Origin of the sequence: Parabacteroides johnsonii DSM 18315 (genome assembly GCF_025151045.1) — a bacterium.
Taxonomy (GTDB): domain Bacteria; phylum Bacteroidota; class Bacteroidia; order Bacteroidales; family Tannerellaceae; genus Parabacteroides; species Parabacteroides johnsonii.
Genome location: NZ_CP102285.1, coordinates 3336030 through 3358974 on the forward strand (window position 1 = coordinate 3336030; position 22945 = coordinate 3358974).

A 22945-nucleotide genomic window follows, 5' to 3' on the forward strand; every position below is an offset into this window, starting at 1 on the left:
AGTAAATTCAATTATTTATGTATATTTGTACGCATAATATCAATCCAAAATAGTATTAACTATGAAAAAGAAAGTCATACACTTTGTTCAGTATGCACTTATAAAGATTTTATTCTTCGGTGCCGTTTATCCACTCCACGCACAGATTTCCAATCCGTCTTCATGGGAAAGTTTTGTCGGTAGCGATGAGAATAGGCTTGTTTCCGATACGTTCAGATTGCAGACATTCGGGGATTCAGAATGGGATAATTGGGAATATACGACCAGTGGAGCTACACAAATTCAAGATATATCCTCTGTCAACATCGATAAATTAGGAGGGAAAATGGGATTACGGATGTCTTTAGGAAGTAGAATCAACTTTATGCAATATACCCCGACTCTATACACAGATGTCAAAGCCGAAATATTCTTTGGAGGACGATATCTCAATAAAGGTAACAACTTGAGCATTCGCATCTACCGGGAGGATGAAAGTCCTGTTAGCCCCCTTTTCTCTGTATCTAAAGACAATACTTCTTGCAAATACGATTTACTATCTATAACAAGAACACCTTTAAGATTCGATCTATTTTCTGCTTCCAGTTCTTCCAACACGGAAGGTTATTACTGCCTGCAATATGCTTTTGCTTACGGCGACATCCCTTCATATTCTCTATTCTCCGGTATGGGAAACTGGAATGATACGATCCTTTGGTCGCATCTTCCTCCACTTCGCCACAGGAATGCGCTCATAAAAGGGGATGTAACTATAACGACGGATAGTTATTGCAAAGATATCGCCATCCATTCAGGTTCACTGAAAATCAATCCTGGTAATCGATTTATCCTACAGGATCTGGACTTATACGAAAATAAGGCGTATCTCAATTCAGAAGGGACGATACTTCTTTCCGGCTGTGTCACCCTCCATAAAACTTTTGAAGAATCAGGCAAATGGTATTTTATCTCATTTCCTTTCGACGTTTATCCGTCCGGTATCGATCCCCGCTTTGAACAAAAGGATGCGACACCTAACGACGGAGGCAACTATTTTTATGTCCAATCCTACAATGGCGATAAACGGGCATCATCCAATCAATCTGCCGGAAACTGGGAAGTCGTACCTGTTCGTCCCGACGATATCCCCCTGTTCGAAAAGAACAAAGGCTACCTGATCGCATTAGATGAGAAAACGACAAACCAAACCTTATCTTTTTCATCTCGATCCGGCGACATCCCCGAAAACTTTGCCAATATAGGAGTTATTGCAATCCCTCCAAGTTCTAACGTGACTCCAGGCAATCAAGAGAATTACGGCTGGTATTTATGCGGTAATCCATTCCCTTCCCCACTCGTATTATCACAAATAGAAGAAAATACTGTTTTGGACGGAAACATCTATGTATATAACGGAAGCGGTTATAAAACTTATTCTCTCAACAGCAACTATGCTCTCCCTCCTTTCGCCGCCTTTTTCGTAAAAGCATCCTCACCGACCGAATTGAGAATACCATCCAACAGCCCCTCAACAAAAGCAATAAACATAATCCCAACAAACTTCCCTATAAGCAAAAGCATAACCGAACCCCATCCCGATAAACAAAGCACAGAAATAAAGTCCCCCAATGCTGAGGATTTCCATTTTTTCATAAAAGACGGGCAACTGCATCTACAAAACATCCCGGAAGCAGGATATATCAAAATTTTTAACATGATGGGGCACTGCATGCTTCAAAAGAGAATACGACAAGGTTCACAGATGATTCCAATTACCATCCTTTCCGGAATATACATTTTACAAATACATTCCGCCAACTATCAAAAACGCTATAAAGTGCTCCTTCCATAAATGCGACAAAGGCAGAATGTAAAGTGTCGAGATGGAGCACTTTTAATTCTGCCTTTACCCTATAATTCTGTATAATATAAAATATTACAATTTATATTTTTTCTGTTGTACATTCCATCCACCGACAGTTAACGAGAACTCGCCTTCTGTAACTTTATCCACAGACGTATCGATAAGTACCTGTTTTGTTTCACCTGGCAACAACGAGAAGAAATTATCCGTATAGAATGAAGGGCGAACAGGCTTGCCCGCTTTATCCAGGAACTGAAGTTGTGTAAAAAATGCAATCCGGGAAGAAGTATTCTTCAACGAGACTTCGATATAATACCGTCCATCCACCTTCTTCGTTTTGTACTTAGTCTGAAGTCGGGCTGCTGGCATATCATTCAAAGACTCAAAACCGGAAGACGTTGGCCCTGTCAATGTTTCCTTTCCTTCATAGGCCGCATTAGAACGCCAATAGAACGTAGATGCTATTTCTTTCCCCTTTTCATCCGACAAGCCAAGCCGGATAAAATGTACAGGTGTTATATCCGAAGGAAAATCAATTTTAAACAGGTCATTCAGCACCTCATCTTCACCGATATCAATCCGTTGAGAATAGGAAAAGACCTTCTTACTGTTCAAATCATATACATCAGCCTTGACCTTGTAATTTTTAAAAGACTGATAATAATCATTGCACACCGAAACCGTATTCTTCAGATAATCGAACTGCGCATGTAACGGTTCCAATGCATTCTGAGTATGATATAGTGAAGCCGTCGGCTCCAATGACCAATCCCACATACGGGCACATACCTGGCGTACCGGACAATTATGATACCAGAATAACAACCCTGAACAATAGCGATCTCCATAGTCCAGCTTATTATAATTCCAAACTTCCCAAATTGTCTTTGAATTCATTGCTCCCACCAACTGGCCTTTTTTAGCAAACTCTTCTATCGACTGCGAAGATCCGTAATTATTGACAAGATCCTTATACATGGTGGACATTAAATGGAAGCCTCCTCCATCGTGGTAATCCCAGACCTCTTTGTTGATCGGCCATAAATCCTTTTCATCCATCACTTCCCGTAGAGTTTCAAGGGTCGGCAATGTTGGCGCTCCATACTCCGGGTTAAAACCATCCACACGGCTTCCACGCGGCGAGGCTGTATTTTCATAATGCTGCATCGGATTCACTTGCTTGTAGGGACTACCATCATGCACACCATCACATTCCGATTGCATCTGATAACCGCGTGTACCATCCAATTTCATAATCAGATCCTTTGCGCCTGCCACTTCCGTACTTTCATTAGAAGAAACATAATAAGCCAAGGAAGGATGATTCCGCAAACGTTTTACCGTCGATTCCACATTTGCCAGATAAAGAGCCTGGTCGTGCGGATGCTTCGTATCACCTGTCAGCCAAAATTCCTGCCAGACCAGCAGTCCCATTTCGTCACACAATTGGAAGAAATAGTCGGATTCAGCAATACCGCCTCCCCACATACGTACCAAATTAACGCCGGATTGTTTGGTATAGCGTAATTCTGCATAAGTACGCTCATCCGAATGCCGTAACATTCCTTCCGGTATCCAGTTTGTTCCCCGGATAAAGATCTTCTTACCGTTGACATAAAACTGACGGGATTTGTCTGGTGTATTCTGATCCGATGTAATCTCGCGAATACCAAAACGAGTCTTCAACGAATCCGAAACTTGCCCCTTAACTGAAACTGTCATCTTCAATTCATACAATTCCGGTTTACCTTTAAACAACGGCCACCACAACCGGGGATTATTAATTTTCAACTGCGGAAATTCTTCCGGGGTAAAGACTATTTCACGAGTTTCTCCACGGAAAAGATTTATCTCTTTTGAAAAACGAATGTTTTCACCTGTAATCTCACCCGCTACAACACATTTGACCGAACCTGTCGTCGGATTGGTAACCTCAACAGAGACAGTCTCCTCAGCTTTATCATATCCCGGCTTGGCAAGCTCAGAACGAATAAACGGATTGCGGATCACAGCTTTGTCGGTTGCATACAACGATATACTCTTCCAGATACCGGTATTTCGGTCACGTATGCCGTCCAAGAAAGTAAAGTCCCAACCGACAGACATCAGCATCGTCGTGTTCAACCCGATATTCCCGTCACCACCGTTATGAAATTCTCCAACAGCTCCCCACTGTTTTTGTTTGACAGTTCCAGGCATATCGACTGGATAGACTTTCACAGCTAAAGCGTTCGTTTCGCCAATACGAGCAAACTCTGTTATATCCACATAATCCTGAATAAACATACCGGAAATATTACTCAATAAATGACCGTTCACCCAGACTTCCGCCCGATAATTAATCCCGTCCAACTGCAACCAAACGACTTTCCCCTTATAATCAGCAGGAACGACAAAATCGGTACGGAACCAATAAGTATAAAAATCACGTCCGGCAACAGACAAGTCCGGAATGACATTACTTGTCAGTTTATTATTCAATCCATAATAAGGTTCGGGATATACTTTGTTATATACAAGAGAATTAAGTACAGTACCCGGAACAACCGCCGGCATCCAGTCACCTGTCTCATATCCGGGCTTCGACACAGCTTCCGCACCTGCTGTAACATCTCCGGCCTTCTTCATTTTCCAAAGGAATGCACCTTGGTGTCCATCTTTTGAATCCAGATAAATCCTATCAGGATTACGATAATAATTCACATCCTGCCCCCATACAAAAGAACAGCCTGCAATACATAAAAATAGAATCAGAACGATTTGTTTCATATTTACAATAGTCAAATTAAAACTTTAAAACAGTATGTACAAATATTTTATCGATATATATCCTCGATCCAAGACATAATATACCCGTCTGCCGATCCTTTTAAACCAGGAAATAACAGACGGGTATCCAACTTACATCAGATCAACTGACCGACTTCTTTCAACCTTTTTCTCAACTGCTGAATATCGACATTGTGAATATCAGGAGATTTGGATTTACAAATCTGACCGGCAGCAACACCAACTGCTTCGCCTGTTACAAGCGACGGTGGCATCACACGCAGACTACCATGAGCATAGGAATCCGTCGAGATACAACGTCCTGCAACCATAACATTTTTCAAACCTGCAGGAGTCAGACAACTAAAGGGGATTCCATGAGATTCTCCTTTCTTATAGCGAGGATACACGGTTGCATCCTGTTTATGGACATCAATATAATAACAGTTGCGCCCAATTCCATCTTCGAATTCCTTACGAGCCAGCCAATCCTCTAATGTGAATGTATAATCACACTTTATTCGGCGACTTTCCCGAATTCCCATCAAATTAGCCGTGCTTGCCAAAAAAGAAGCACCAAATGACTTTGGTTCAAACTCAACCAATCCTTCATGCAATTGTCGAGCCAGCTTACGCCCCTTCATCATAGCTTCAGTCAAAGAAGCAGGATCAGTACTATCGACAGTCACATGCCCTGCATTAAACCCTAAGAAACCTGGTCCGATCAACTTGTCATTCATATGCTTATCCTTCACCAACGGGTATTTGGGATTACCATAAATAGAATGAATCGGGCTATTCGCTCGGTTAGTATGAACATTTCCTATTAAAGAAAACTCATAAGGATCGACATTCGACAAGGTAAAACATAGAGTACCTTCTTGTACGGAACCACTTTCATCTCCCATTACAAAATCAGCACCAGCCCAAGCCGCGAGATCACCATCACCCGTACAATCTATAAAAACTTTCGCCTTGTAAGTTGACAATCCGGCTTTATTGGCAACAACTATCGCATCGACAACACCTTTACGTTTCATTTCGACAGCAGCCATTGTTGTAAAAAAGAGAACTGATACGCCTTCAGTGGTTACCAAATCATCATACACGACTTTCAGATATTCACCATTTATAGGCACCCAATTATCATAATGAATATGAGGAACACCTTTCTTTGATTCGGAAAAAACCCGTTCCGCAATTCCTTTATAAATAATCTTCTCACCATCCGTAAAAGGGCACCACGCATTCAGTAAGCCAGAAGTCCCCATTCCACCTAAAGCACCAGTTCCTTCTATCAACAAGGTTTTGGCACCTTCGCGTGCCGCAGCCGTAGCCGCAGCACATCCCGAAGGTCCTCCTCCCACAACTATCACGTCCCACTCATCATATACCGGTATTTTCGATTTTCCCGGAGAGTCGCTATTTTGGGGACTTTCTGCAGCAAAAGATGTTCCCATCGCTACAGATGCCAAGCCTAAAGAACTTATGTTTCTGATAAAATTTCTTCTCTTCATATAATAATACTTATTTACCATCCTGGAGTTTGCTCCAATAACTTATTTGCATCCAATTCTGTCACAGGTATAGGCAACAGATAATGTTTTTCCTCTACCACAGCACCAATAGTCGGATTCTGTGCCATCATGGCTTCCTTCAACTTATGCGTACGTACCAAGTCAAAACGACGTTGTCCTTCAAATGCAAATTCTTTACGACGTTCCAAAAGAATTACATCCAAAAAATCTTCTTTACTCAATCCAGGCTTAATATCAATAGCAGAAGCCTCGTTCATATTAAGTCCAAAAGCCCTACGACGTATGACATTTAAGCACTCATACGCCTCTGCATCAGAAGTATTAATTGCATTCAAGGCTTCCGCACGCATTAAATAGACGTCCGAATAACGTAATATCGGATAATTATTTTCCCCTCCTTGAGATCTTACAGCCAACGGCGAAGGATCCTGAAATTTATTTACATAACAAGGAAACTCATAGTTGGAAGACATATTCGGATACTCTTCTTTCGTATAAAGACGAACATTTATATCCCGACGCAAATCACCTTCCTCGTAACATTCATAATGATTACGGGTCACAGGGTCATCACCATATCCTACCCATCCGTTTATATTTACGAAAGGAGGACGGTAATATCCGTTATAATTACTACCAGACACACCCGGTGTATTTCGTTTAAACTGAATTTCAAAAATAGATTCCTGTCCATTTTCTTTTTCTACATCAAAGTTATCAGCATAGTTATCCCATAGTTTATAACCCATCTGCATTACTTCAGATGTCTCCTTCACTACATTTTGGTAATCTTCACGAGTCAAATACACCTTTGCCAACATAGCAGAAGCGGAACCTTTCGTTGCCCGTCCTAAGTATCCTTCCGGAAGTTGATCGATAGTAGGAAGAACAGATTTCGCTTCTTGCAAATCTGAAATAATCTGTTCATAACACTCGTCAACTGTATTCCGGGGAACTTCCAAACCATCCAACGAAGTAGTTTGTTTCAATACTAAAGGAACTCCTCCGTATACGCGGACCAAATTAAAATAGGCTAATGCACGTAAAAATTTAGCTTCTCCAATCAGTCTCTTTCTGGCATCATCCTTTATCTGGTCGTTCCCCATATTCGAAATATTTTCTATTGCGAAATTAGAGCGATTAACTGCGACATAGTGCTTAATCCAAACGGAATAAACCAAATTCGTATTTCCATCATACTCAAATTTATCTAAAGCATTTTTGTCCAGGTTGGTCGTTGTGCGACCACCACTCCACTCGCAATCATCAGTTCCCTGGCTTTGCAATACTTCCCAAAACTGATTATAAATATCATTATCAGTAAAAACAGAATACGTTCCATAGACAGCAGCAGTTGCATCTTCTTCGGATTTAAAGAAGTTTTCAGGACTCAGATTGGACTCCGGTATCAGATCCATATCCGTACATGAGCTCATCATGAGCGAACTCAATATTATAAATGCTATTTTTTTCATAAACTACTTAGACTCTTTTAGAATTTAACATTCAAACCAAACAATACAGATTTTGCAAATGGATAAGAGAATGCATCATATCCGGCTCCCAAGTTATCTTGACCATATTTACTAACTTCTGGGTTATCACCGGAATAGCTTGTTATTGTAAAGAAATTCTGCAAAGACGCATACACCCGTAATCCCGATACATACTTTGTAAAGTTCAAAAACTCAGCAGGTACATTATAACCTAACGTAATATTCTGGAAGCGCAAATAAGAACCGTTTTCCACATATTGGTTGGAAACACGCATCACAGCCTTTGAACGGAGCGGACGTGGCAACGGAGCGTTTTGATTATCAGGCGTCCAATAATTCATTGTTGAAGCAAACATATTTGTTGATCCCTGCATATTCTCCATAGTAACTCTCGTACCATTATAAACATCATTTCCGATCGTAAAAATCGTATTTACATTCAAATCAAAATTTTTGTAAGAGAATGTGTTATTGAATCCTCCAAAGAGTTTTGGCTGTGCACAACCGATAATCGTACGGTCAAGGTCGTTGATCACTCCGTCAGGAACGCCATCCGGGCCGCTAATATCTTTATAGCGAATATCACCCGGTTTAGCGGTCGGCTGGGCAGAAGAAGCTATATCATCCGTCGTACTGAAAAGTCCGTCATACACATATCCGTAGAACGTTCCTAAAGGTTGTCCGACCTGTATGATACGTCCTAAATGTATTCCGGTTTCATCCTGGCCCGGCTGGCTTGGATAAATAAACGAGACATCACCCAAATCCAATACTTTATTCTTGTTATAAGTAAGGTTTAAACTCGTATTCCAAGTAAAATCACCTTCAATCGGTGTTGCATTGATAGCCAATTCAAAACCTTTATTTTCGACTTCTCCAATATTTTTCAGGCCAGAAGAGAAACCTGAAGACCCCGGCACTTTCACTTTCAACAGCAAGTCACGGGTTTTCTTGTAATAACCATCGATAACTACAGTCAAACGATTATTAAAGAAACCGAAATCGATACCGGCATCGAACTGGGAAGTTGTTTCCCACTTCAGATTCGTATTGGCAACTTGCGACGGATAATAGCCAGTCACCTTATCTCCACCTGCCACATAACCATTCGAGCCCAATAAAGCATACGCCGGATAAGTACCAATTCCATCTTGGTTACCTGTGATACCGAAACTTACACGAGGTTTCAAATTACTAAAGATATTCAAATCTTTAATAAAAGGTTCTTCAGAAGCTCTCCATGCCAAAGCCGCAGAAGGGAAATATCCCCAGCGGTTGTCCGAACCAAAACGGGATGAACCGTCTGCACGAATAGAAGCAGTCAATAAGTATTTATTATTCACAGTGTAGTTAACACGGGCCAGATAAGAGTTCAAAGCCCATTTCTTAACTTCAGACCCCGGAGCCGTATAAGTCGTACCCGATCCTAAATTATTCATCTGCAAATTATCATTCAAGAAACCATAAGAACCGGCATTAAAACCATCATAAGTCGATTGCTGTTGCGTATATCCGACCATACCCGTAAAAGAGTGTACACCCCATGTATTCGTATAAGTCAAGATATTTTCATTAATCCACGTATAAGTGTTATTAGATACTTTTTTGGCTTCTCCACTTTTTTGGCTACCGGAATAGACAGAACGGGGATTATAACTTTTGTTAGTGGCATAATCGATATCAATACCAAAAGAAGATTTGAACTTCAGTCCTTTAATTATATTCCACTCAACAAATGCATTGTTTAATGAGCGGAAACTGGTATGCCAATCCACCTTTTCGTTTATAACTCCAACCGGATTGTCGAATGTAATGACACCATTGTTGTCACTAAACGTATAACTTCCGTCATCCTGCATCACAGGCAAATTCGGCGGCGTAGTCAAACGAGACTGCAAAACAGAATTTCCGACACGGTTATTATCAACCTTCGTCATCGTCAAACTCAACCCTAAATTTATTGTTGAAGAAATCTTATGATCGATATTGGCCCGGAAAGCATATTTTTTCATTTCGGATGCTTTGATGACGCCCTCCTGATCGAAGTAATTGAAAGAAGTCAAGAAAGTCGTTTTATCATTACCGCCAGAAACAGTCAACTGGTAGTTTTGCGTCAGAGCATTCTTATTGGATGTCAAATCCTGCCAATCCGTTGTAGCAGGAATCAGGCTTTCATCATAAATCGCTGCACCACCTGAATTTACCAATGCCTCATTTGCCAGTCTCTCAAATGAGCGGGAATCCAGCAAGTCGTATTTCTTATAGATATTCTGAATGCCCCAGTAGGCATCAAACGCAACAGAGGTTTTTCCACTTTTACCTTTTTTGGTTGTTACTATGATAACACCGTTAGCACCACGGGAACCGTAAATAGCTGTCGAAGAAGCATCTTTCAGAACTTCTATCGATTCAATATCCGATGTCGGGATCGAGTTCAGCGGGCTTAATGCCGTCTGGCTTGCATCCGCACTCGGATAAACAGGCATACCATCAATGATATACAACGGTTCGTTACCACCAGAAATAGAGTTACCTCCACGGATACGGACAGTAGAACTTGCACCCGGCATTCCTGAATTCTGCACCATATACAAACCGGACGTACGTCCCTGCAACATCTGGTCTACGGATTTCACGCTGATTCCCTGCACCTTATCAACTTGAATGGAACCGACAGCACCGGTCAAGTCGCTTTTCTTTACCGAACCGTAACCGATCACAACCACTTCTTCCAAATTCTGGGTATCTTCGGATAAGATAATCTTCAAAACAGACTGGCTACCTACAGGCACTTCCTTAGTCAGATAACCGATGTAAGACACGACTAACGTTGCAGTAGGCTTGTCCAATGCTAAGGTAAACTTACCATCGACATCCGTCACTGTTCCAACTGATTCTGAACCTTTTTCGACCACGTTGGCACCAATAATAGGCTCACCATTGATATCCGTAATCACACCACTAACCGTTTTACCCTGCTGTGCTGACAAAGGGATTGTAGTCGTCGTTCCACCTGCGGACAGTAATATATATGAACCATCGACAGAATATTTCACATCCGTTCCGGCGAACAGATTTGCCAAGACTTCCTCCAGAGAGGCTTTCTTCAAATTAACAGACACTTTTCTGTCCACATTCACAAACTTGTTGTAAATAAACAGATAATCAGTTTGTTTCTCAATATCGTTCAACACATTCTCTAGTTCGGTGTTACTTCTTTTGATCGTAACATTTACATTCTGAGAACTGGAGTTTTCTGCGTGCATGCAGAAAATGAACACGAATAATAACAAAGTGGTTATTCTCATGACTCTAAAAAATTGTTTACATCGAGATCTTTTTACAGAATAAGACATCGACAAAGATTTTTTATTCATATCTTTGGAAATAAAGTTTATTAATACAGTTAAATAATTGTGTTAAGCTATGCCGATAAGTGTGGGGACACTTGTCGGCATTTTTCTCAATAAAAGGTTAACCTTTCTCCTTTATCATAGGCATTATATTTTAAGATTAGACATTACTTTATATAGATGACCGATTCATCTTTATTCCGTTCAAACGTATATTTGGCATCTTTTTGCAGAATACGCAGTGCCTTGTCTATACCGTCCGATATCCGGAATTTACCACTACAGATATAATCGGCTAATTTAGGGTTCTCTATAATAATATGTATACCGTAGCATTTTTCAAAACGAGACATCAACTCCTTAAAATGCATACTCTTAAAACAAATTAATCCCTCTTTCCAACGGAAAGGATCAAAATCCGCAATCGGTTTCGACTGCAAATGTCCGTTGATCCAAGAAACCTGTTGATTAGGTGCCAAGACCAAGCTCTCCGACGGATTCCCTTTATCCGACACCCGTACCGAGCCTTCCATCAGCGACGTGCAGAAATCCTCAGAGTCGCTATATGCTTCCACGTTGAACTTTGTCCCCAGTACCTCGACATTACACTTGTTAGTCTGAACAACAAAAGGTTTGTCATCATTGTGAGTCACCTCGAAATAAGCCTCTCCATCCAGAGTTATCTCTCGCTTATTGCCCGTAAAGGCAGCAGGATAACACATTTCGGAACGGGCATTCAGCCAGACGTTCGTACCATCCGGCAAAGTCAGATTGGCTCGCTGACCGGCAGGAACCTTGATCGTATTCATTGCCTCTCCTATCTTCCTGATTTCCGACTTATAGAAATACGTTCCGCAGGCGACAGTAATAGCAAACACGGCAGCAATCTTCATGGCTTCGAACAAGACAGTCCGGTAAAAAGGACGGGATTTCTTTTCCGTCCCAGCCGACTTCGTGCTACCCGACAGAATCATCGCATCGAAAAACTCTCGTTCTCTGAAAAGCATTTGCTCGTTTTCGGGAGAGGATTCCAGCCAGATACGGACAGCTTCTTTCTCTTCACGAGAAGCTTTTCCGTCAAAGAATTTATATAGTGTTTCTTTTTCCATTTTTTCCGTTTCTGTTTATAAAGCAAATAAGCAGGAAATATCCCTAACGGAAAAGGAAACTTTTTTTGAAAAAATTTTCATAACGTAAAAAACAGAGCCAAAGGAAAGCGAAAACAGTAGGCTAATAATTCTGGTCGGACACCGTGTATTTGAAATTTACCTGCCAAGTATTCCGATTTACTCTCCAAGTATCGGGATTTTTCCGTCGAGTAATCGCCTGTCGACAACCGTCAGCACGCTTGTTGACAACTGTCAGCAAACTTGCCGACAATTATAAGCAGGCTTGCCGACAATTGTCGACAGGCAAGTATCAGCAAAAGAATCTCGGAAAAAAAGCCAGTAAAGGGAAATAATCTTTTAAGGCTACACGCAAAACTTTCAAGGCCTTGGTAATGTGGAACTCCACTGTTTTCGTCGAGATGTCCAAGGCTGCTGCGATCTCCTTATGGCTTTGGTTGTTGTAGCGGCTGCGGACAAAAATGTCACGTGTTTGTTCAGGTAATGTTTCCAACGCCTTGTCGACAAGCGACTGCAACTCGTCGGAGAACAGCTTTTCAGGATTACAGGCTTCGAGGGTGGCGATGCGCAGGTTCAATTCCCAAGTGTCGCAGTCCTTCAAATACTCGACTATTTCTTCCCGCGTACGCAAACGTTGCAGGTAATTCAGACATTTGTGTTTGATAACGGTCAGGATATAGGCCGGGACATTCGAGTCAGGTGCAAGTTTTCCCCTATTTTCCCAATAATACATCAGGCTTTCGATCGCAATATCTTCTGCAACCATACTATCGCCTACATATGTGTTGGCAAAATGGACAAAACGACCTTTATAGTCAGTAAACAACTGATTAAAAGAATATATCTCGGATCCACCTTTCATACATATAGAATCAAATCGCCGATAAAGATATACATAAATCCGACTTGTCCATCTTTCTTGCAGGATTTTCCGGCATTTATCCGTTAAATAGAAACAAAGACAAACATAAATCATATTTTTTCTCTAAGTTTGCACATTAAATACGAGAAATCCGATGAAGAAAGTAAACATAACAACCGCAGTTCTATTGATTTACCTGATCATTATGAGCATAATTGGCTGGCCGGGCAAACAAGCCGATCCTGATTATGTGCAGTATTTCGGGGTGATCGCGGCGACTGTTCTTGTTATCGGCCTGCTGCGTTTCCTGCAGATCAAACGGTTGAAGATTCGGGACAAGATGAAAGACGGAAAAATAGAATAACGAAGTTTAATTGCAAATATAAAATTCTAATTCATGAAGGACCTTGTGATCGGACTGTCTCTGTTAGGGATGGTCAGTGCGTGCAGCCCTGCACCTCAGGCAAAGGACAATGTCGAGGAAGACTATTGCCAGTATGTTAATCCCTTTATCGGAAATGCGGACAACGGACATACGTTTCCGGGTGCTTGTGCACCGTTCGGCCTGATACAGGCGAGCCCCGAATCCGGTGTCGGCTCCTGGAGATACTGTTCGGGATATAATTACGATGATAACTTTATCGAAGGTTTCGCCCAAACACATTTGAACGGAACGGGCTGTCCGGACTTGGGCGACATCCTACTGTTCCCGTTCAGCGGCGATATAAAAGACAATACTTATAAAAGCGAATACGACAAATCCACCCAGAAAGCATCGCCGGGTTATTATGCGGTCACCTTGTCCGACTATGGTGTTGATGCTGAGATTACGGCTACCGCCCACACAGCCCTCCATCGCTATAAATACAACAACGAAGGGCCGGCACGTCTGCTGGTCGACCTTCAACGCGGTATGGTCGGAAGCAAGGATGCACTGAAAACACATGTCTTAGAAGCCGAGCTCGAAATGCCGGACAACCAGACGATCACCGGGCATAACCAAACCCGCGCCTGGGTGACACGCCATTATTTCTATGTGATCAAATTCGACCGTCCTTATACGCTCAGGGAAGAACTTCCCGCCGAAAAAGGGGAGAAAGCGAAACGCCTGATACTCGAATTCGACACGAAACCGGGCGAAGCCGTACAGGTGAAAATCGCCATGTCAAGCGTAAGTGTCGACGGAGCGCTCGCATCCCTGCAAAAAGAGAACCCGGCATGGGATTTCGATGCTGTCCACCAGTCCACACGCGACCAGTGGCAGGCACTCCTTTCCCGTGCCCAAGTTACAGGTACGACGGATGAAAAGACAAGTTTCTACACCTCCATGTATCACTTGATGATGCAGCCGAACAACATTGCCGACATCGACGGACGGTATCGTGGCATCGACGACAATATTCATACGTCTCCGACAGGCGAATACTATTCTACATTCTCACTTTGGGATACCTATCGCGCCGCTCATCCGCTATACACTATCCTGAATCCGGATAAGGTAGACGCCATGATCCAGACGATGCTGGATCATCAGAAGATACAAGGTTTCCTGCCGATCTGGGCTTTGTGGGGCAAAGAGAACTTCTGCATGATCGGCAATCACGCCATTCCAGTGATCGTGGATGCTTACCTGAAAGGATTCAAAGGGTTCGATGCGGAAGAAGCTTATCAGGCAGTCAAAGCGAGTGCCACCGTCAGCCATTTCAACTCCGACTGGGAAACATTCGAGAAATACGGTTACTTCCCGTTCGACATCATCGACACCGAATCGGTTTCCAAGACTTTGGAATGTGCTTACGACGACTATTGTGTAGCCCAAATGGCAAAAGCATTAGGTAAAACGGAAGATTACGAACATTTCTCCAAACGTGCTGCATTCTATAAGAATCTCTTCGATCCGGAACTCAAGCTGATGAGAGGAAAAGATTCTAAAGGCAACTGGCGTACGCCGTTCAATTCCTTCCTGCTCTCACACGCCAGCTCTTCAGGTGGCGATTTCACGGAGGGCAATTCCTGGCAGTACACCTGGCACGTACAACACGATGTACAAGGCCTGATCGATCTGATGGGCGGCAATGAGGCTTTCGTGACCAAACTCGACTCATTATTCTTCCTCGAAAGCACAGCCGAGAACACCGGTTTCGTTTCTGACGTAACCGGGCTGATCGGACAATATGCACACGGTAACGAGCCCAGCCATCACGTAGCGTACCTTTACAGCTATGCCGGCCATCCGGAAAAAACGCAGCAGGTGATCCGCGAAGTCTTCGATCGCTTCTACCTGGCCAAACCGGACGGTCTGTGCGGCAACGACGATTGCGGGCAGATGTCCGCCTGGTATATCTTCTCGGCTATGGGCTTCTATCCGGTCAACCCGATCAGCGGGGAATATGTTTTAGGCGCTCCTCAGATAGAAAAGATTTCTCTGTCTCTCCCCGAAGGCAAAACATTCACTGTCGAAGCCAAAGGTTTATCCAAAGCCAACAAATACGTCAAATCAGTGGAATTGAACGGAAAGCCGGTCACCGGTCTTACAATCAGCCATAAAGATATCATGAATGGCGGAAACCTGGTGTTCACAATGACAGACCAACCAAGAAGATAGTAAGATTCAGGGCAGTATGTCAAAATATACTTGTCCCCCAGCTTGACACGGGAACAAGGTAGTTCTGACATACTGCCCTGAATTATACTAATCAGCAAGCCGGATTCAGTCTTGCATACCTTCTTATCTGGAAATAACAGTTGTCACCTCCTTGAATGCATATCTTCGCCGCTCCCCATCGTGCAATTGGAGGATCAGATGACCGGTCGGCTCGATGGCATGGATACAGGCTTCGAAAGGACCGTTTTCATCGATATAGGAATAATAACCGTCACCATGATATAAGGCCGCCATATAGGCAGTTCGGATTTCTTCCTCTTTCTCCTGTAATAATAGGAAATAGTAGTTAAAGAAGATACGCAGGAAGCGGGCCAGTACTTCTTCCCGGTCATATGCCTTACCTGTAATCTGAGTCAGGGATACAGGGTTGGGAGCATCGCTGCGAAATATTTCCTGGTTGATATTAAGTCCGATACCAATTACCGAACAATAGAGATGCTGCCCGGACAGATCGTTTTCGATCAGCATTCCGCATATCTTACGGTCTTTCCAGTAAATATCGTTCGGCCATTTCACCTTGACGGAATCCGTATATCCCTCCAACGTCTCCTTCACACTCAGGGAGGCGATTTGGGAAATCAGAAACTGTCGGTTCGCAGGAAGGGAATCAGGATATAAAAGAATACTGAACATCAAATTCTTCCCGGCTTCCGACTCCCATGAGTTTCCGACCTGCCCCTTTCCGGCTGTTTGAAAATCTGCTATGACGAGGCTGCCTTCCGGCAACCTGGCTTTTGCACATTGTTCCCGCAGGTAATTATTGGTCGAGTCCGTCTCGGCAAGCCGGATGATCTTTGGAGTTTCGTTTTTATCATTCATTTTCGTAAGCTTCTCTTATTTTCTTCGGTAACTTGGCGATCACTTCGCGATAAGAATGGTGGATCCAGTGCTTGATCTCGCTATCCGGCATATCCCGGTCAAGGTAGATGGTGTTCCAGTATTTTTTGTTAAAATGCCAAGCACCTTCTACTGCCGTATATCGTTCACGCAGATCTTCGATATAATCAGTGCTGCATTTCAGCGACACGCACGGCTCCACGGTATCCAGAGGCAGGAGCAAAAACATCTTCCCCTCCACTTTGAACACCAGCGAAACATCATCGAAAGGGAAACACTCCGTCACATTCTTCAGCGACAGGCAATACTCCCTGGCTTCTTCTATATTCATACTGCTCTACCTGTTTTATTAGCGGCAAGGAGCATAGAAAGCATCTTCTATATGATCTATTTCAAACTCCTCCCCTTTTTTGATTACGGTTATAATGTCGAAACGAACCGGCAGTTCGAGATTGAAAAAGCGGACATACGCATCGGCTGCCGCCACGATACGGCGGATTTTGGGAGCATCGACTGCCTCTTCCGGAGCTAAAAGGTAATCTTCCGAACGCGTTTTCACCTCTACGACTATCAGCCAGGTATCCTTGACTGCTACGATATCCAGCTCATAATGATGCCAATGCCAGTTTGTATGAGTAATCCTGTAACCCTGCTTTTCCAGAAAAGCACGTGCAACCGACTCACCGTCTTTCCCCGTTTCGTTCCGTTTAGCCATTCCTTGTAATTTGCACAAATATAATGTTTTTCTTTTTTATTTGCGCTTTCCCCCTTACATTTGCAAAACTATGACACTGAAACGTAAATATTCATCTCCACAGCCGAATCACCCGCGCGTGCACAAGGTCACTTTCATGCTCAACGACGATGAGCAGAAGGCTGTGGAACGTTATCTTGCCAGGTATAAAATCATCAACAAATCCCGCTGGTACCGCGAAACAATCCTGTCCCACATACTTAAAACCCTGGAAGAGGACTATCCTACCCTCTTCAATGAAAACGAAATGAGAAGATGATCGATCCATTCAACGACGAATATTTCATGAAGCAGGCACTGATAGAAGCCCGCGCAGCAGCCAAAGAGGGAGAAGTTCCCGTCGGCGCCGTTATCGTATGCAACAACCGGATCATAGCCCGCGCCCACAATCAGACGGAGCGTCTGAACGATCCGACTGCCCATGCCGAGATGCTGGCAATAACAGCGGCAGTCGGCGTCTTAGGAGCCAAGTACTTGACCGGATGTAGTCTTTACGTGACGGTAGAACCATGCGTGATGTGTGCCGGAGCGATCGGATGGTCACAACTGAGCAAGATCGTCTACGGAGCGACAGATGAAAAAAGAGGCTTCCAGCAATACGCACCGAAAGCCTTACATCCAAAATCAACAGTCAAAAAAGGGGTCCTTGAAAACGAGTGCGCCGAAGAAATGCGCAACTTCTTTCAGCGCAAGCGCTGAACAACTTATTTCACTTCCTCGTAATCCACATACTCTCCTTCATCTTTGGCAAAGATCTTTTTACGGGAGGCCTGCGAGGCATATTCTTCGCGTGCAGAGCTGTTGCTGCGCGCGTTGGAAGAGTAACCGCTTGTTTGACGGCGTTGTTCACCCTTCTTTCCACTACTTCCGCTTCCGAACAGGATATTTTTAAAGGTACGCAAGATAGAGAATCCCATTAGAAAAACTAACAGGATAAAGAAGAAGAACATAACAAACAAAAACTTAAACATATTCCGTCACTTAGTTGGTTCATTACACAAACACAAAGATACGAATTCTTGTTTATCTTCTTTTGTTAAAAAAAGACAAGGTTATATAGAGAATGATTGTTCCGGCAATGCCCAAAACACCAAAGAGAGCCACAAAGACCACCGCCCCAGCTACTAAAATATAGCGAAGCTCATTGCCTTTCCATGCCAACGACTTTACTTTCAATGAGAACATCGGAACTTCAGACACCAGCAAAGACGAAAACAAGATTGCCACAACTATTGTTCCGGCAATAAACCCGATGCTGTCCACTGGTACGGCAGAATGAAACGCATACCCGATAGACGCCCAAAAAAGAGCATGGGCCGGGACAGGCATACCAATAAAAGAAGTTGTCTGCCTTTCATCGATATTGAATTTGGCAAGGCGCAATCCGGAAAAGACCGGTATCACCAGAGCCATATACGGGACATAACCAGCCGCCTCTCCCAAAACAGGAGCCGTCATGCATGCCTGCTCCAACAACCAATAAACGATCATTCCGGGAGCGACACCAAAACTTACCATATCGGAAAGTGAGTCCAATTCCTTCCCCATCGGAGAATAGGCGTGCAGGGAGCGGGCGGCAAAACCGTCACCGAAATCGAAAACAGAGGCAATGACAATCCATAGGGTCGCCATCGGCAAGTTTCCCCTTAACGCCATAATACAAGCGATACAACCCGACATCAGGCTGCAGCAGGTAACAAAATTAGGTATACTATTCTTGATGCTCATTTATTTCTCTTATTTTCCCAAACGGGCTATCGGAGTCTGGTTACCGGTAACCTTCTGATCCATTTCGACCAGGACTTCCGTCCCGACAGGCAGGTAAACATCTACACGCGAACCGAACTTGATGAAGCCCATCTGCTCGTCTACGTGGCATTTATCGCCGACTTTGGCATAAGTCACGATACGCCGTGCCATTGCTCCCGCGATCTGGCGAGCCAGCACCTCCACTCCACCGCGGGTCGTGATCACGACAGCCGAACGCTCATTCTCCGTGCTGCTCTTCGGCAGGTAGGCCGCCATAAAACGTCCCTTCTGGTGTGACACATGCTTGACAGTCCCATTCACCGGAAACCAGTTGGCATGCACATTGAAAACGGACATGAATATGGATATCTGCAAACATTCCCTGTGCAGGATCTCATTCTCCATCACTTCCTCGATCGCCACGATCGTGCCGTCGGCAGGGGCGATCACCAATCCTTCCGAATCGAACGGAAAACGACGGAACGGGCTACGGAAAAAGTTAAGTACCAACAAGAACAGGACTGTGGTGACGAAAGTCGTGGTATAGAACACCCAACCTCTACCGACAGTATGATACAGCGCAACGTCCACGACAAAGAATATCGTGAAAAGCGTTAATAATAGACCTGTTCCTTCTTTATGTACTTTCATTCTTTAATCTAATCGAGTATTTATCGTAAGAATTTGCAAAAATATTCATTTTTACCGAATAACAAAAATATATCACCCTTTCACCGCTTCTATTTTGTTTAATTCAACATACCAAAGGAAACCTTCAACCTCTCCATAGCCCATTTGCCGGATCAGTTTCAGATAGTTCCTTACCTGGCTGTGATAACGTTGGTCGGTATGTTCCCCAAATTTATAGTCGATCACAATCACACTGTTTCCAGTGATCATCACGCGGTCCGGACGTTTGGACAACCCTTTTCCGAACAGAATATCAACCTCGTTCAACACACGAGCCGTACCGTCATACCAAGAGGCGGCTTCCGGCAGGCTCAACAACTCTTCGAGACGAGCGACAAGTGACGCCGCTTCCTCTCTGTCGATCACCCCTTCCTGACGGTATCGTTCGACCGACTGCGGAATATCCTTCCGAGTACGGATACGACTCAACACCTCGTGCATCAAAGCCCCATGTTTCCGGCGGGCATTATCGAAGAAATAGCCTTTGCCATGCAAGCGTAATTGCAAGCGGTCGTCCGGAGAGATAGAGCTAAGACGTGCCATTCCGATCTCCTGAATATCCCCATTATCTTCCTTTGCAACCGGATGCCACCAATCGCCCAACTCGAAAACACCTGTCCCGGCATCGAAAACGGCAGGCAGCGAGATCAGTTTCTCTCCCTCCCGTGTATCGGGCATATCCGTACGCAGACCGGCCCACAAAGCGTCGGTCAAAGTCGATATCTTTTCCACTTCGCCGGTTTCTTCCTTTATCTTCTTCGGGCGCGGAGAGAAGACGATCAACTCCTCTTTCGAACGGGTGAAAGCGACATATAACGTATTCAGGTTGTCAATAAAGGCATGCAATCGTTCCTTAAAATAATCACCTGCAAAAATCGTCTTTCCCAACGACTGGCCGTAGCGCACGGGAACTAAGTGCAGGCGGTCGAACGGCTTCTCTTCCGGATGACACCAGAGGATAACCGGTTTTGTCGGCTTATGATCGATCTCCCAATCCCCGAAAGGAATGATTACGACTTTAAAACCCAGCCCCTTCGACTTATGGACCGTAAGGATACGGATAGCGTTCTGTCCGTCCGGTGTGGCAATTGTTTTCCGGCAGCCCGTCTCATCCCACCATTTCAGAAAACGATTCAGGTCCGCACTCTCCTTCTGAGTATATTCGGATACCATATCCAAGAAAGCCTGGACAAAAACCTGCTCATTTTCGGGAAAGTCGTCGGCAAAAAGGCGGAACAGACCTTCCGTTATTTCATAGAGAGACTGACGGGAAAGGATTTGCAGAACAGAGATGACTTCCGGCGGAAAAGCCGGAGCTTCAACCCCAAATATCCCTTTCAATACCTGATAGGAGTATAAAGCAATCTGTCCGTTCGTCCGGTCTTCGGGGTTCTTCAGGTAACGCAACAGGGAAACCATGAAGCGGACAGCCGTCGAACCACTGACAAACAGAGCCTCATCTGAAATAATATCGTAGTTGTAGCGGTCGGAAGGATGTTCTTCCTTATAGGCCAGCAAAGTATCCGCCACCTGTGCCCCTTCCTGATTGGTACGAACAAGGATCGCAATGTCTTTTAGCACATATCCGTTATCCTGCAATTTCCCCAACACGCCAGGCAGACGTCCGAGGGCTTCCTCTTTCCAATCTTTCTCATCATCTCCAGAGAGAAATTCAATCCGCACATGCCCGTCTTTCTGCATGAAAGGAGGAGGAACTTGTTGGAAACTTTTATCATAGGCGGACATGATCTTGGTGAAAAACGCCGCACGCTGTTCCTCGCTCAGAGAAGAAACAGACAGCGCTTCATTATATACAGTCTGTAAAACACCCGGAAGCGTCGTGAAAAGGGCATTGTTAAACTCCACGATATTCCGGCAACTGCGCCAGTTATCCTTCAGCGTCTCTTCATGAACTACTTCAGGAGAGAAATCGGCTTGCACCTGTTCGTCCAGCAACTTCCAGTCCGAGTTACGGAAACGATAGATGCTTTGCTTCACATCTCCTACGATCAAATTATCCCGGCTATGTGCAAGGCTCTCTTCGATCAACGGACGGAAGTTGTTCCACTGCATTCCGCTGGTGTCCTGAAACTCGTCTATCATATAGTGATCGACATGCGTACCGGTCTTCTCATAAATGAAAGGAGCGTCGCTACCCCCGATCACCTTATTCAGCAACTCGGTCGTGTCGGCAATCAACATCACATTTTTTTCTTCCCGGTAGGCGGCTATCTGGCGGGACACATCGGTCAGAATCCCCAAAGTATAATAATAACGGACAATTTCACGGGCGGTATTATAAGCGGTCAGATTATTGAACAGGGAAATAATCCCTTTGATACAATCGTTCAAGCCATCCTCGAAAGCACATCCGATGATCTGCCGGGTACCGAGCGAAACCGTTTTCGTGAAACAGCCGTCCAGGTTATCCGCCAGACCGATAAAAGTAGCGGACGGTTCTTTCATCTCTCCTTGCACCAGACGATCGAGAAGCGTCAGAGGCGAACGACTGCCCCCTTTAAAATCAGTGACTTTGAGTCCGTACTTATTCAGGATTGCCAGGCCACGTTCTCCCAACTCCTTAGCGGCTGATTCCACCGAACGGATGATGCCGTACAGCTCGTTCTTATAGTCATCCAGCGCTTTCTTGTCTTCTATATCCCGGCCGACCGCTTCACTGAAAGCCTTATAGCTCTCTTTGAAGACCTCCCGGCTCAGGGCCATAATATCTTTACGAAGGTTCCATTCCCCTCCGTTCTCTATCTTATCTTCCGCAAACCGGAGCAGCCAGCCTAACAAGTCCTTGCTTTCAGGCTTTTCGAGATCCGACAACAGATTATCGATTGCCGTCGTAAGCACCAACTCCTGGTCCATCTCGATCCCATAACCACCCTGCAAACCGATCTCACGTGTAAAGGCACGCATAGTCTGCTGGAAAAAGCGGTCAATCGTACTGATATTGAAAGCGGAATAATCATGCAGGATATCAATCAATATTTTGGCTGCCTGCTTCCGCACCTGGTCTTCTGTCAACGAATAGGTGGACGTCAGCAATTCCACATAATCCGATTTCCTGCCGGAAGCCAAATTATACAGTTCATCGACGATACGGGTCTTCATCTCGTCCGTCGCCTTATTCGTAAAGGTCACGGCAAGGATACGGCGAAAAGCGCCCGGCCCCGTAAATAGCAAGGTCAGATATTCACCGGTCAGCTTATGCGTCTTCCCGGCTCCAGCGGAAGCTCTGTAGACAGTCAGCATA

Annotated in this window: 18 protein-coding genes; 5 read left to right on the forward strand and 13 right to left on the reverse strand. The window is 44.3% G+C overall.

The genetic code is table 11. The annotated features are described in order from the left end of the window. Positions 1–61: 61 nt before the first annotated feature. Complete coding sequence (locus tag NQ564_RS13985; RefSeq protein ID WP_008146197.1) at positions 62–1831, forward strand: T9SS type A sorting domain-containing protein; 1770 nt, start codon at positions 62–64, stop codon at positions 1829–1831. A gap of 84 nt (positions 1832–1915) precedes the next feature. Here the strand turns inward: NQ564_RS13985 and NQ564_RS13990 are convergent, their stop codons facing one another. From NQ564_RS13990 to NQ564_RS14015, 6 genes are all read right to left on the reverse strand, one after another. Further along, positions 1916–4612, reverse strand: coding sequence for a glycoside hydrolase family 2 protein (locus tag NQ564_RS13990; RefSeq protein WP_008146199.1), 2697 nt, complete (start codon positions 4610–4612; stop codon positions 1916–1918). A 137-nt stretch (positions 4613–4749) separates the two neighbouring features. Continuing rightward, complete coding sequence (locus tag NQ564_RS13995; RefSeq protein WP_039848017.1) at positions 4750–6129, reverse strand: FAD-dependent oxidoreductase; 1380 nt, start codon at positions 6127–6129, stop codon at positions 4750–4752. Between the two features lie 14 nt (positions 6130–6143). Continuing rightward, complete coding sequence (locus NQ564_RS14000; RefSeq protein ID WP_008146203.1) at positions 6144–7625, reverse strand: RagB/SusD family nutrient uptake outer membrane protein; 1482 nt, start codon at positions 7623–7625, stop codon at positions 6144–6146. Positions 7626–7642: 17 nt separating this feature from the next. Further along, positions 7643–10954 carry a TonB-dependent receptor gene (locus tag NQ564_RS14005; RefSeq protein ID WP_227963162.1) on the reverse strand — a complete coding sequence of 1104 codons (3312 nt, stop codon included), beginning with the start codon at positions 10952–10954 and terminating at the stop codon, positions 7643–7645. 212 nt (positions 10955–11166) lie between these two features. Next, positions 11167–12108 (reverse strand): FecR family protein, encoded by a 942-nt coding sequence (locus NQ564_RS14010; RefSeq protein ID WP_008146206.1) that lies wholly within the window; start codon positions 12106–12108, stop codon positions 11167–11169. Between the two features lie 310 nt (positions 12109–12418). Beyond that, complete coding sequence (locus NQ564_RS14015; RefSeq protein WP_008146207.1) at positions 12419–12988, reverse strand: RNA polymerase sigma-70 factor; 570 nt, start codon at positions 12986–12988, stop codon at positions 12419–12421. A gap of 154 nt (positions 12989–13142) precedes the next feature. Between NQ564_RS14015 and NQ564_RS14020 the strand changes: the two genes are divergently transcribed. Then, the gene (locus NQ564_RS14020) at positions 13143–13352 is read left to right on the forward strand and encodes a hypothetical protein (protein WP_008146208.1); all 210 of its coding nucleotides are present in this window, start codon (positions 13143–13145) and stop codon (positions 13350–13352) included. Between the two features lie 33 nt (positions 13353–13385). Further along, positions 13386–15593, forward strand: coding sequence for a GH92 family glycosyl hydrolase (locus NQ564_RS14025; RefSeq protein WP_008146209.1), 2208 nt, complete (start codon positions 13386–13388; stop codon positions 15591–15593). Between the two features lie 123 nt (positions 15594–15716). On the opposite strand, the gene NQ564_RS14030 is transcribed toward NQ564_RS14025, so the two are convergent. Genes NQ564_RS14030 through NQ564_RS14040 form a run of 3 tightly spaced genes read right to left on the reverse strand, consistent with a single transcriptional unit; the run spans position 15717 to position 17205 of the window. Continuing rightward, positions 15717–16472 (reverse strand): biotin--[acetyl-CoA-carboxylase] ligase, encoded by a 756-nt coding sequence (locus NQ564_RS14030; RefSeq protein WP_008146210.1) that lies wholly within the window; start codon positions 16470–16472, stop codon positions 15717–15719. Then, a complete protein-coding gene (locus tag NQ564_RS14035) occupies positions 16465–16821 on the reverse strand; it encodes an MmcQ/YjbR family DNA-binding protein (RefSeq protein ID WP_008146211.1) in 357 nt (118 codons plus the stop codon). The genes NQ564_RS14030 and NQ564_RS14035 overlap by 8 nt, the downstream gene beginning before the upstream one ends. Positions 16822–16839: 18 nt before the next feature. Continuing rightward, positions 16840–17205 (reverse strand): YraN family protein, encoded by a 366-nt coding sequence (locus tag NQ564_RS14040; RefSeq protein WP_008146212.1) that lies wholly within the window; start codon positions 17203–17205, stop codon positions 16840–16842. Positions 17206–17275: 70 nt separating this feature from the next. Here NQ564_RS14040 and NQ564_RS14045 point away from each other — a divergent pair, with 70 nt between their 5' ends. Together NQ564_RS14045 and NQ564_RS14050 are read left to right on the forward strand one after the other, a co-directional pair. Continuing rightward, positions 17276–17503, forward strand: a complete 228-nt coding sequence (locus NQ564_RS14045) for a hypothetical protein (protein WP_005644624.1) — start codon at positions 17276–17278, stop codon at positions 17501–17503. After that, positions 17500–17943: a nucleoside deaminase gene (locus tag NQ564_RS14050; protein WP_008146213.1), complete on the forward strand. Its 444-nt coding sequence runs from the start codon at positions 17500–17502 to the stop codon at positions 17941–17943. Before NQ564_RS14045 ends, NQ564_RS14050 begins: the two co-directional genes overlap by 4 nt. A gap of 5 nt (positions 17944–17948) precedes the next feature. On the opposite strand, the gene NQ564_RS14055 is transcribed toward NQ564_RS14050, so the two are convergent. The 4 genes from NQ564_RS14055 to NQ564_RS14070 form a co-directional block, all read right to left on the reverse strand. Beyond that, positions 17949–18215 (reverse strand): DUF4834 family protein, encoded by a 267-nt coding sequence (locus NQ564_RS14055; RefSeq protein ID WP_008146214.1) that lies wholly within the window; start codon positions 18213–18215, stop codon positions 17949–17951. Positions 18216–18267: 52 nt separating this feature from the next. After that, a complete protein-coding gene (locus NQ564_RS14060; protein WP_008156540.1) occupies positions 18268–18972 on the reverse strand; it encodes a CDP-alcohol phosphatidyltransferase family protein in 705 nt (234 codons plus the stop codon). A 9-nt stretch (positions 18973–18981) separates the two neighbouring features. Then, positions 18982–19644: a phosphatidylserine decarboxylase family protein gene (locus NQ564_RS14065; protein ID WP_008146216.1), complete on the reverse strand. Its 663-nt coding sequence runs from the start codon at positions 19642–19644 to the stop codon at positions 18982–18984. 72 nt (positions 19645–19716) lie between these two features. Beyond that, the gene (locus NQ564_RS14070; protein ID WP_008146218.1) at positions 19717–22944 is read right to left on the reverse strand and encodes a UvrD-helicase domain-containing protein; all 3228 of its coding nucleotides are present in this window, start codon (positions 22942–22944) and stop codon (positions 19717–19719) included. Position 22945: the final 1 nt, after the last annotated feature.

Excerpts from the sequence above, each read along its gene's own strand:
- NQ564_RS13985 (WP_008146197.1), top strand. The coding sequence starts at position 62 with ATGAAAAAGAAAGTCATACACTTTGTTCAGTATGCACTTATAAAGATT.
- NQ564_RS13990 (WP_008146199.1), bottom strand. The coding sequence starts at position 4,612 with ATGAAACAAATCGTTCTGATTCTATTTTTATGTATTGCAGGCTGTTCT.
- NQ564_RS13995 (WP_039848017.1), bottom strand. The coding sequence starts at position 6,129 with ATGAAGAGAAGAAATTTTATCAGAAACATAAGTTCTTTAGGCTTGGCA.
- NQ564_RS14000 (WP_008146203.1), bottom strand. The coding sequence starts at position 7,625 with ATGAAAAAAATAGCATTTATAATATTGAGTTCGCTCATGATGAGCTCA.
- NQ564_RS14005 (WP_227963162.1), bottom strand. The coding sequence starts at position 10,954 with ATGAGAATAACCACTTTGTTATTATTCGTGTTCATTTTCTGCATGCAC.
- NQ564_RS14010 (WP_008146206.1), bottom strand. The coding sequence starts at position 12,108 with ATGGAAAAAGAAACACTATATAAATTCTTTGACGGAAAAGCTTCTCGT.
- NQ564_RS14015 (WP_008146207.1), bottom strand. The coding sequence starts at position 12,988 with ATGAAAGGTGGATCCGAGATATATTCTTTTAATCAGTTGTTTACTGAC.
- NQ564_RS14020 (WP_008146208.1), top strand. The coding sequence starts at position 13,143 with ATGAAGAAAGTAAACATAACAACCGCAGTTCTATTGATTTACCTGATC.
- NQ564_RS14025 (WP_008146209.1), top strand. The coding sequence starts at position 13,386 with ATGAAGGACCTTGTGATCGGACTGTCTCTGTTAGGGATGGTCAGTGCG.
- NQ564_RS14030 (WP_008146210.1), bottom strand. The coding sequence starts at position 16,472 with ATGAATGATAAAAACGAAACTCCAAAGATCATCCGGCTTGCCGAGACG.
- NQ564_RS14035 (WP_008146211.1), bottom strand. The coding sequence starts at position 16,821 with ATGAATATAGAAGAAGCCAGGGAGTATTGCCTGTCGCTGAAGAATGTG.
- NQ564_RS14040 (WP_008146212.1), bottom strand. The coding sequence starts at position 17,205 with ATGGCTAAACGGAACGAAACGGGGAAAGACGGTGAGTCGGTTGCACGT.
- NQ564_RS14045 (WP_005644624.1), top strand. The coding sequence starts at position 17,276 with ATGACACTGAAACGTAAATATTCATCTCCACAGCCGAATCACCCGCGC.
- NQ564_RS14050 (WP_008146213.1), top strand. The coding sequence starts at position 17,500 with ATGATCGATCCATTCAACGACGAATATTTCATGAAGCAGGCACTGATA.
- NQ564_RS14055 (WP_008146214.1), bottom strand. The coding sequence starts at position 18,215 with ATGTTTAAGTTTTTGTTTGTTATGTTCTTCTTCTTTATCCTGTTAGTT.
- NQ564_RS14060 (WP_008156540.1), bottom strand. The coding sequence starts at position 18,972 with ATGAGCATCAAGAATAGTATACCTAATTTTGTTACCTGCTGCAGCCTG.
- NQ564_RS14065 (WP_008146216.1), bottom strand. The coding sequence starts at position 19,644 with ATGAAAGTACATAAAGAAGGAACAGGTCTATTATTAACGCTTTTCACG.
- NQ564_RS14070 (WP_008146218.1), bottom strand. The coding sequence starts at position 22,944 with ATGCTGACTGTCTACAGAGCTTCCGCTGGAGCCGGGAAGACGCATAAG.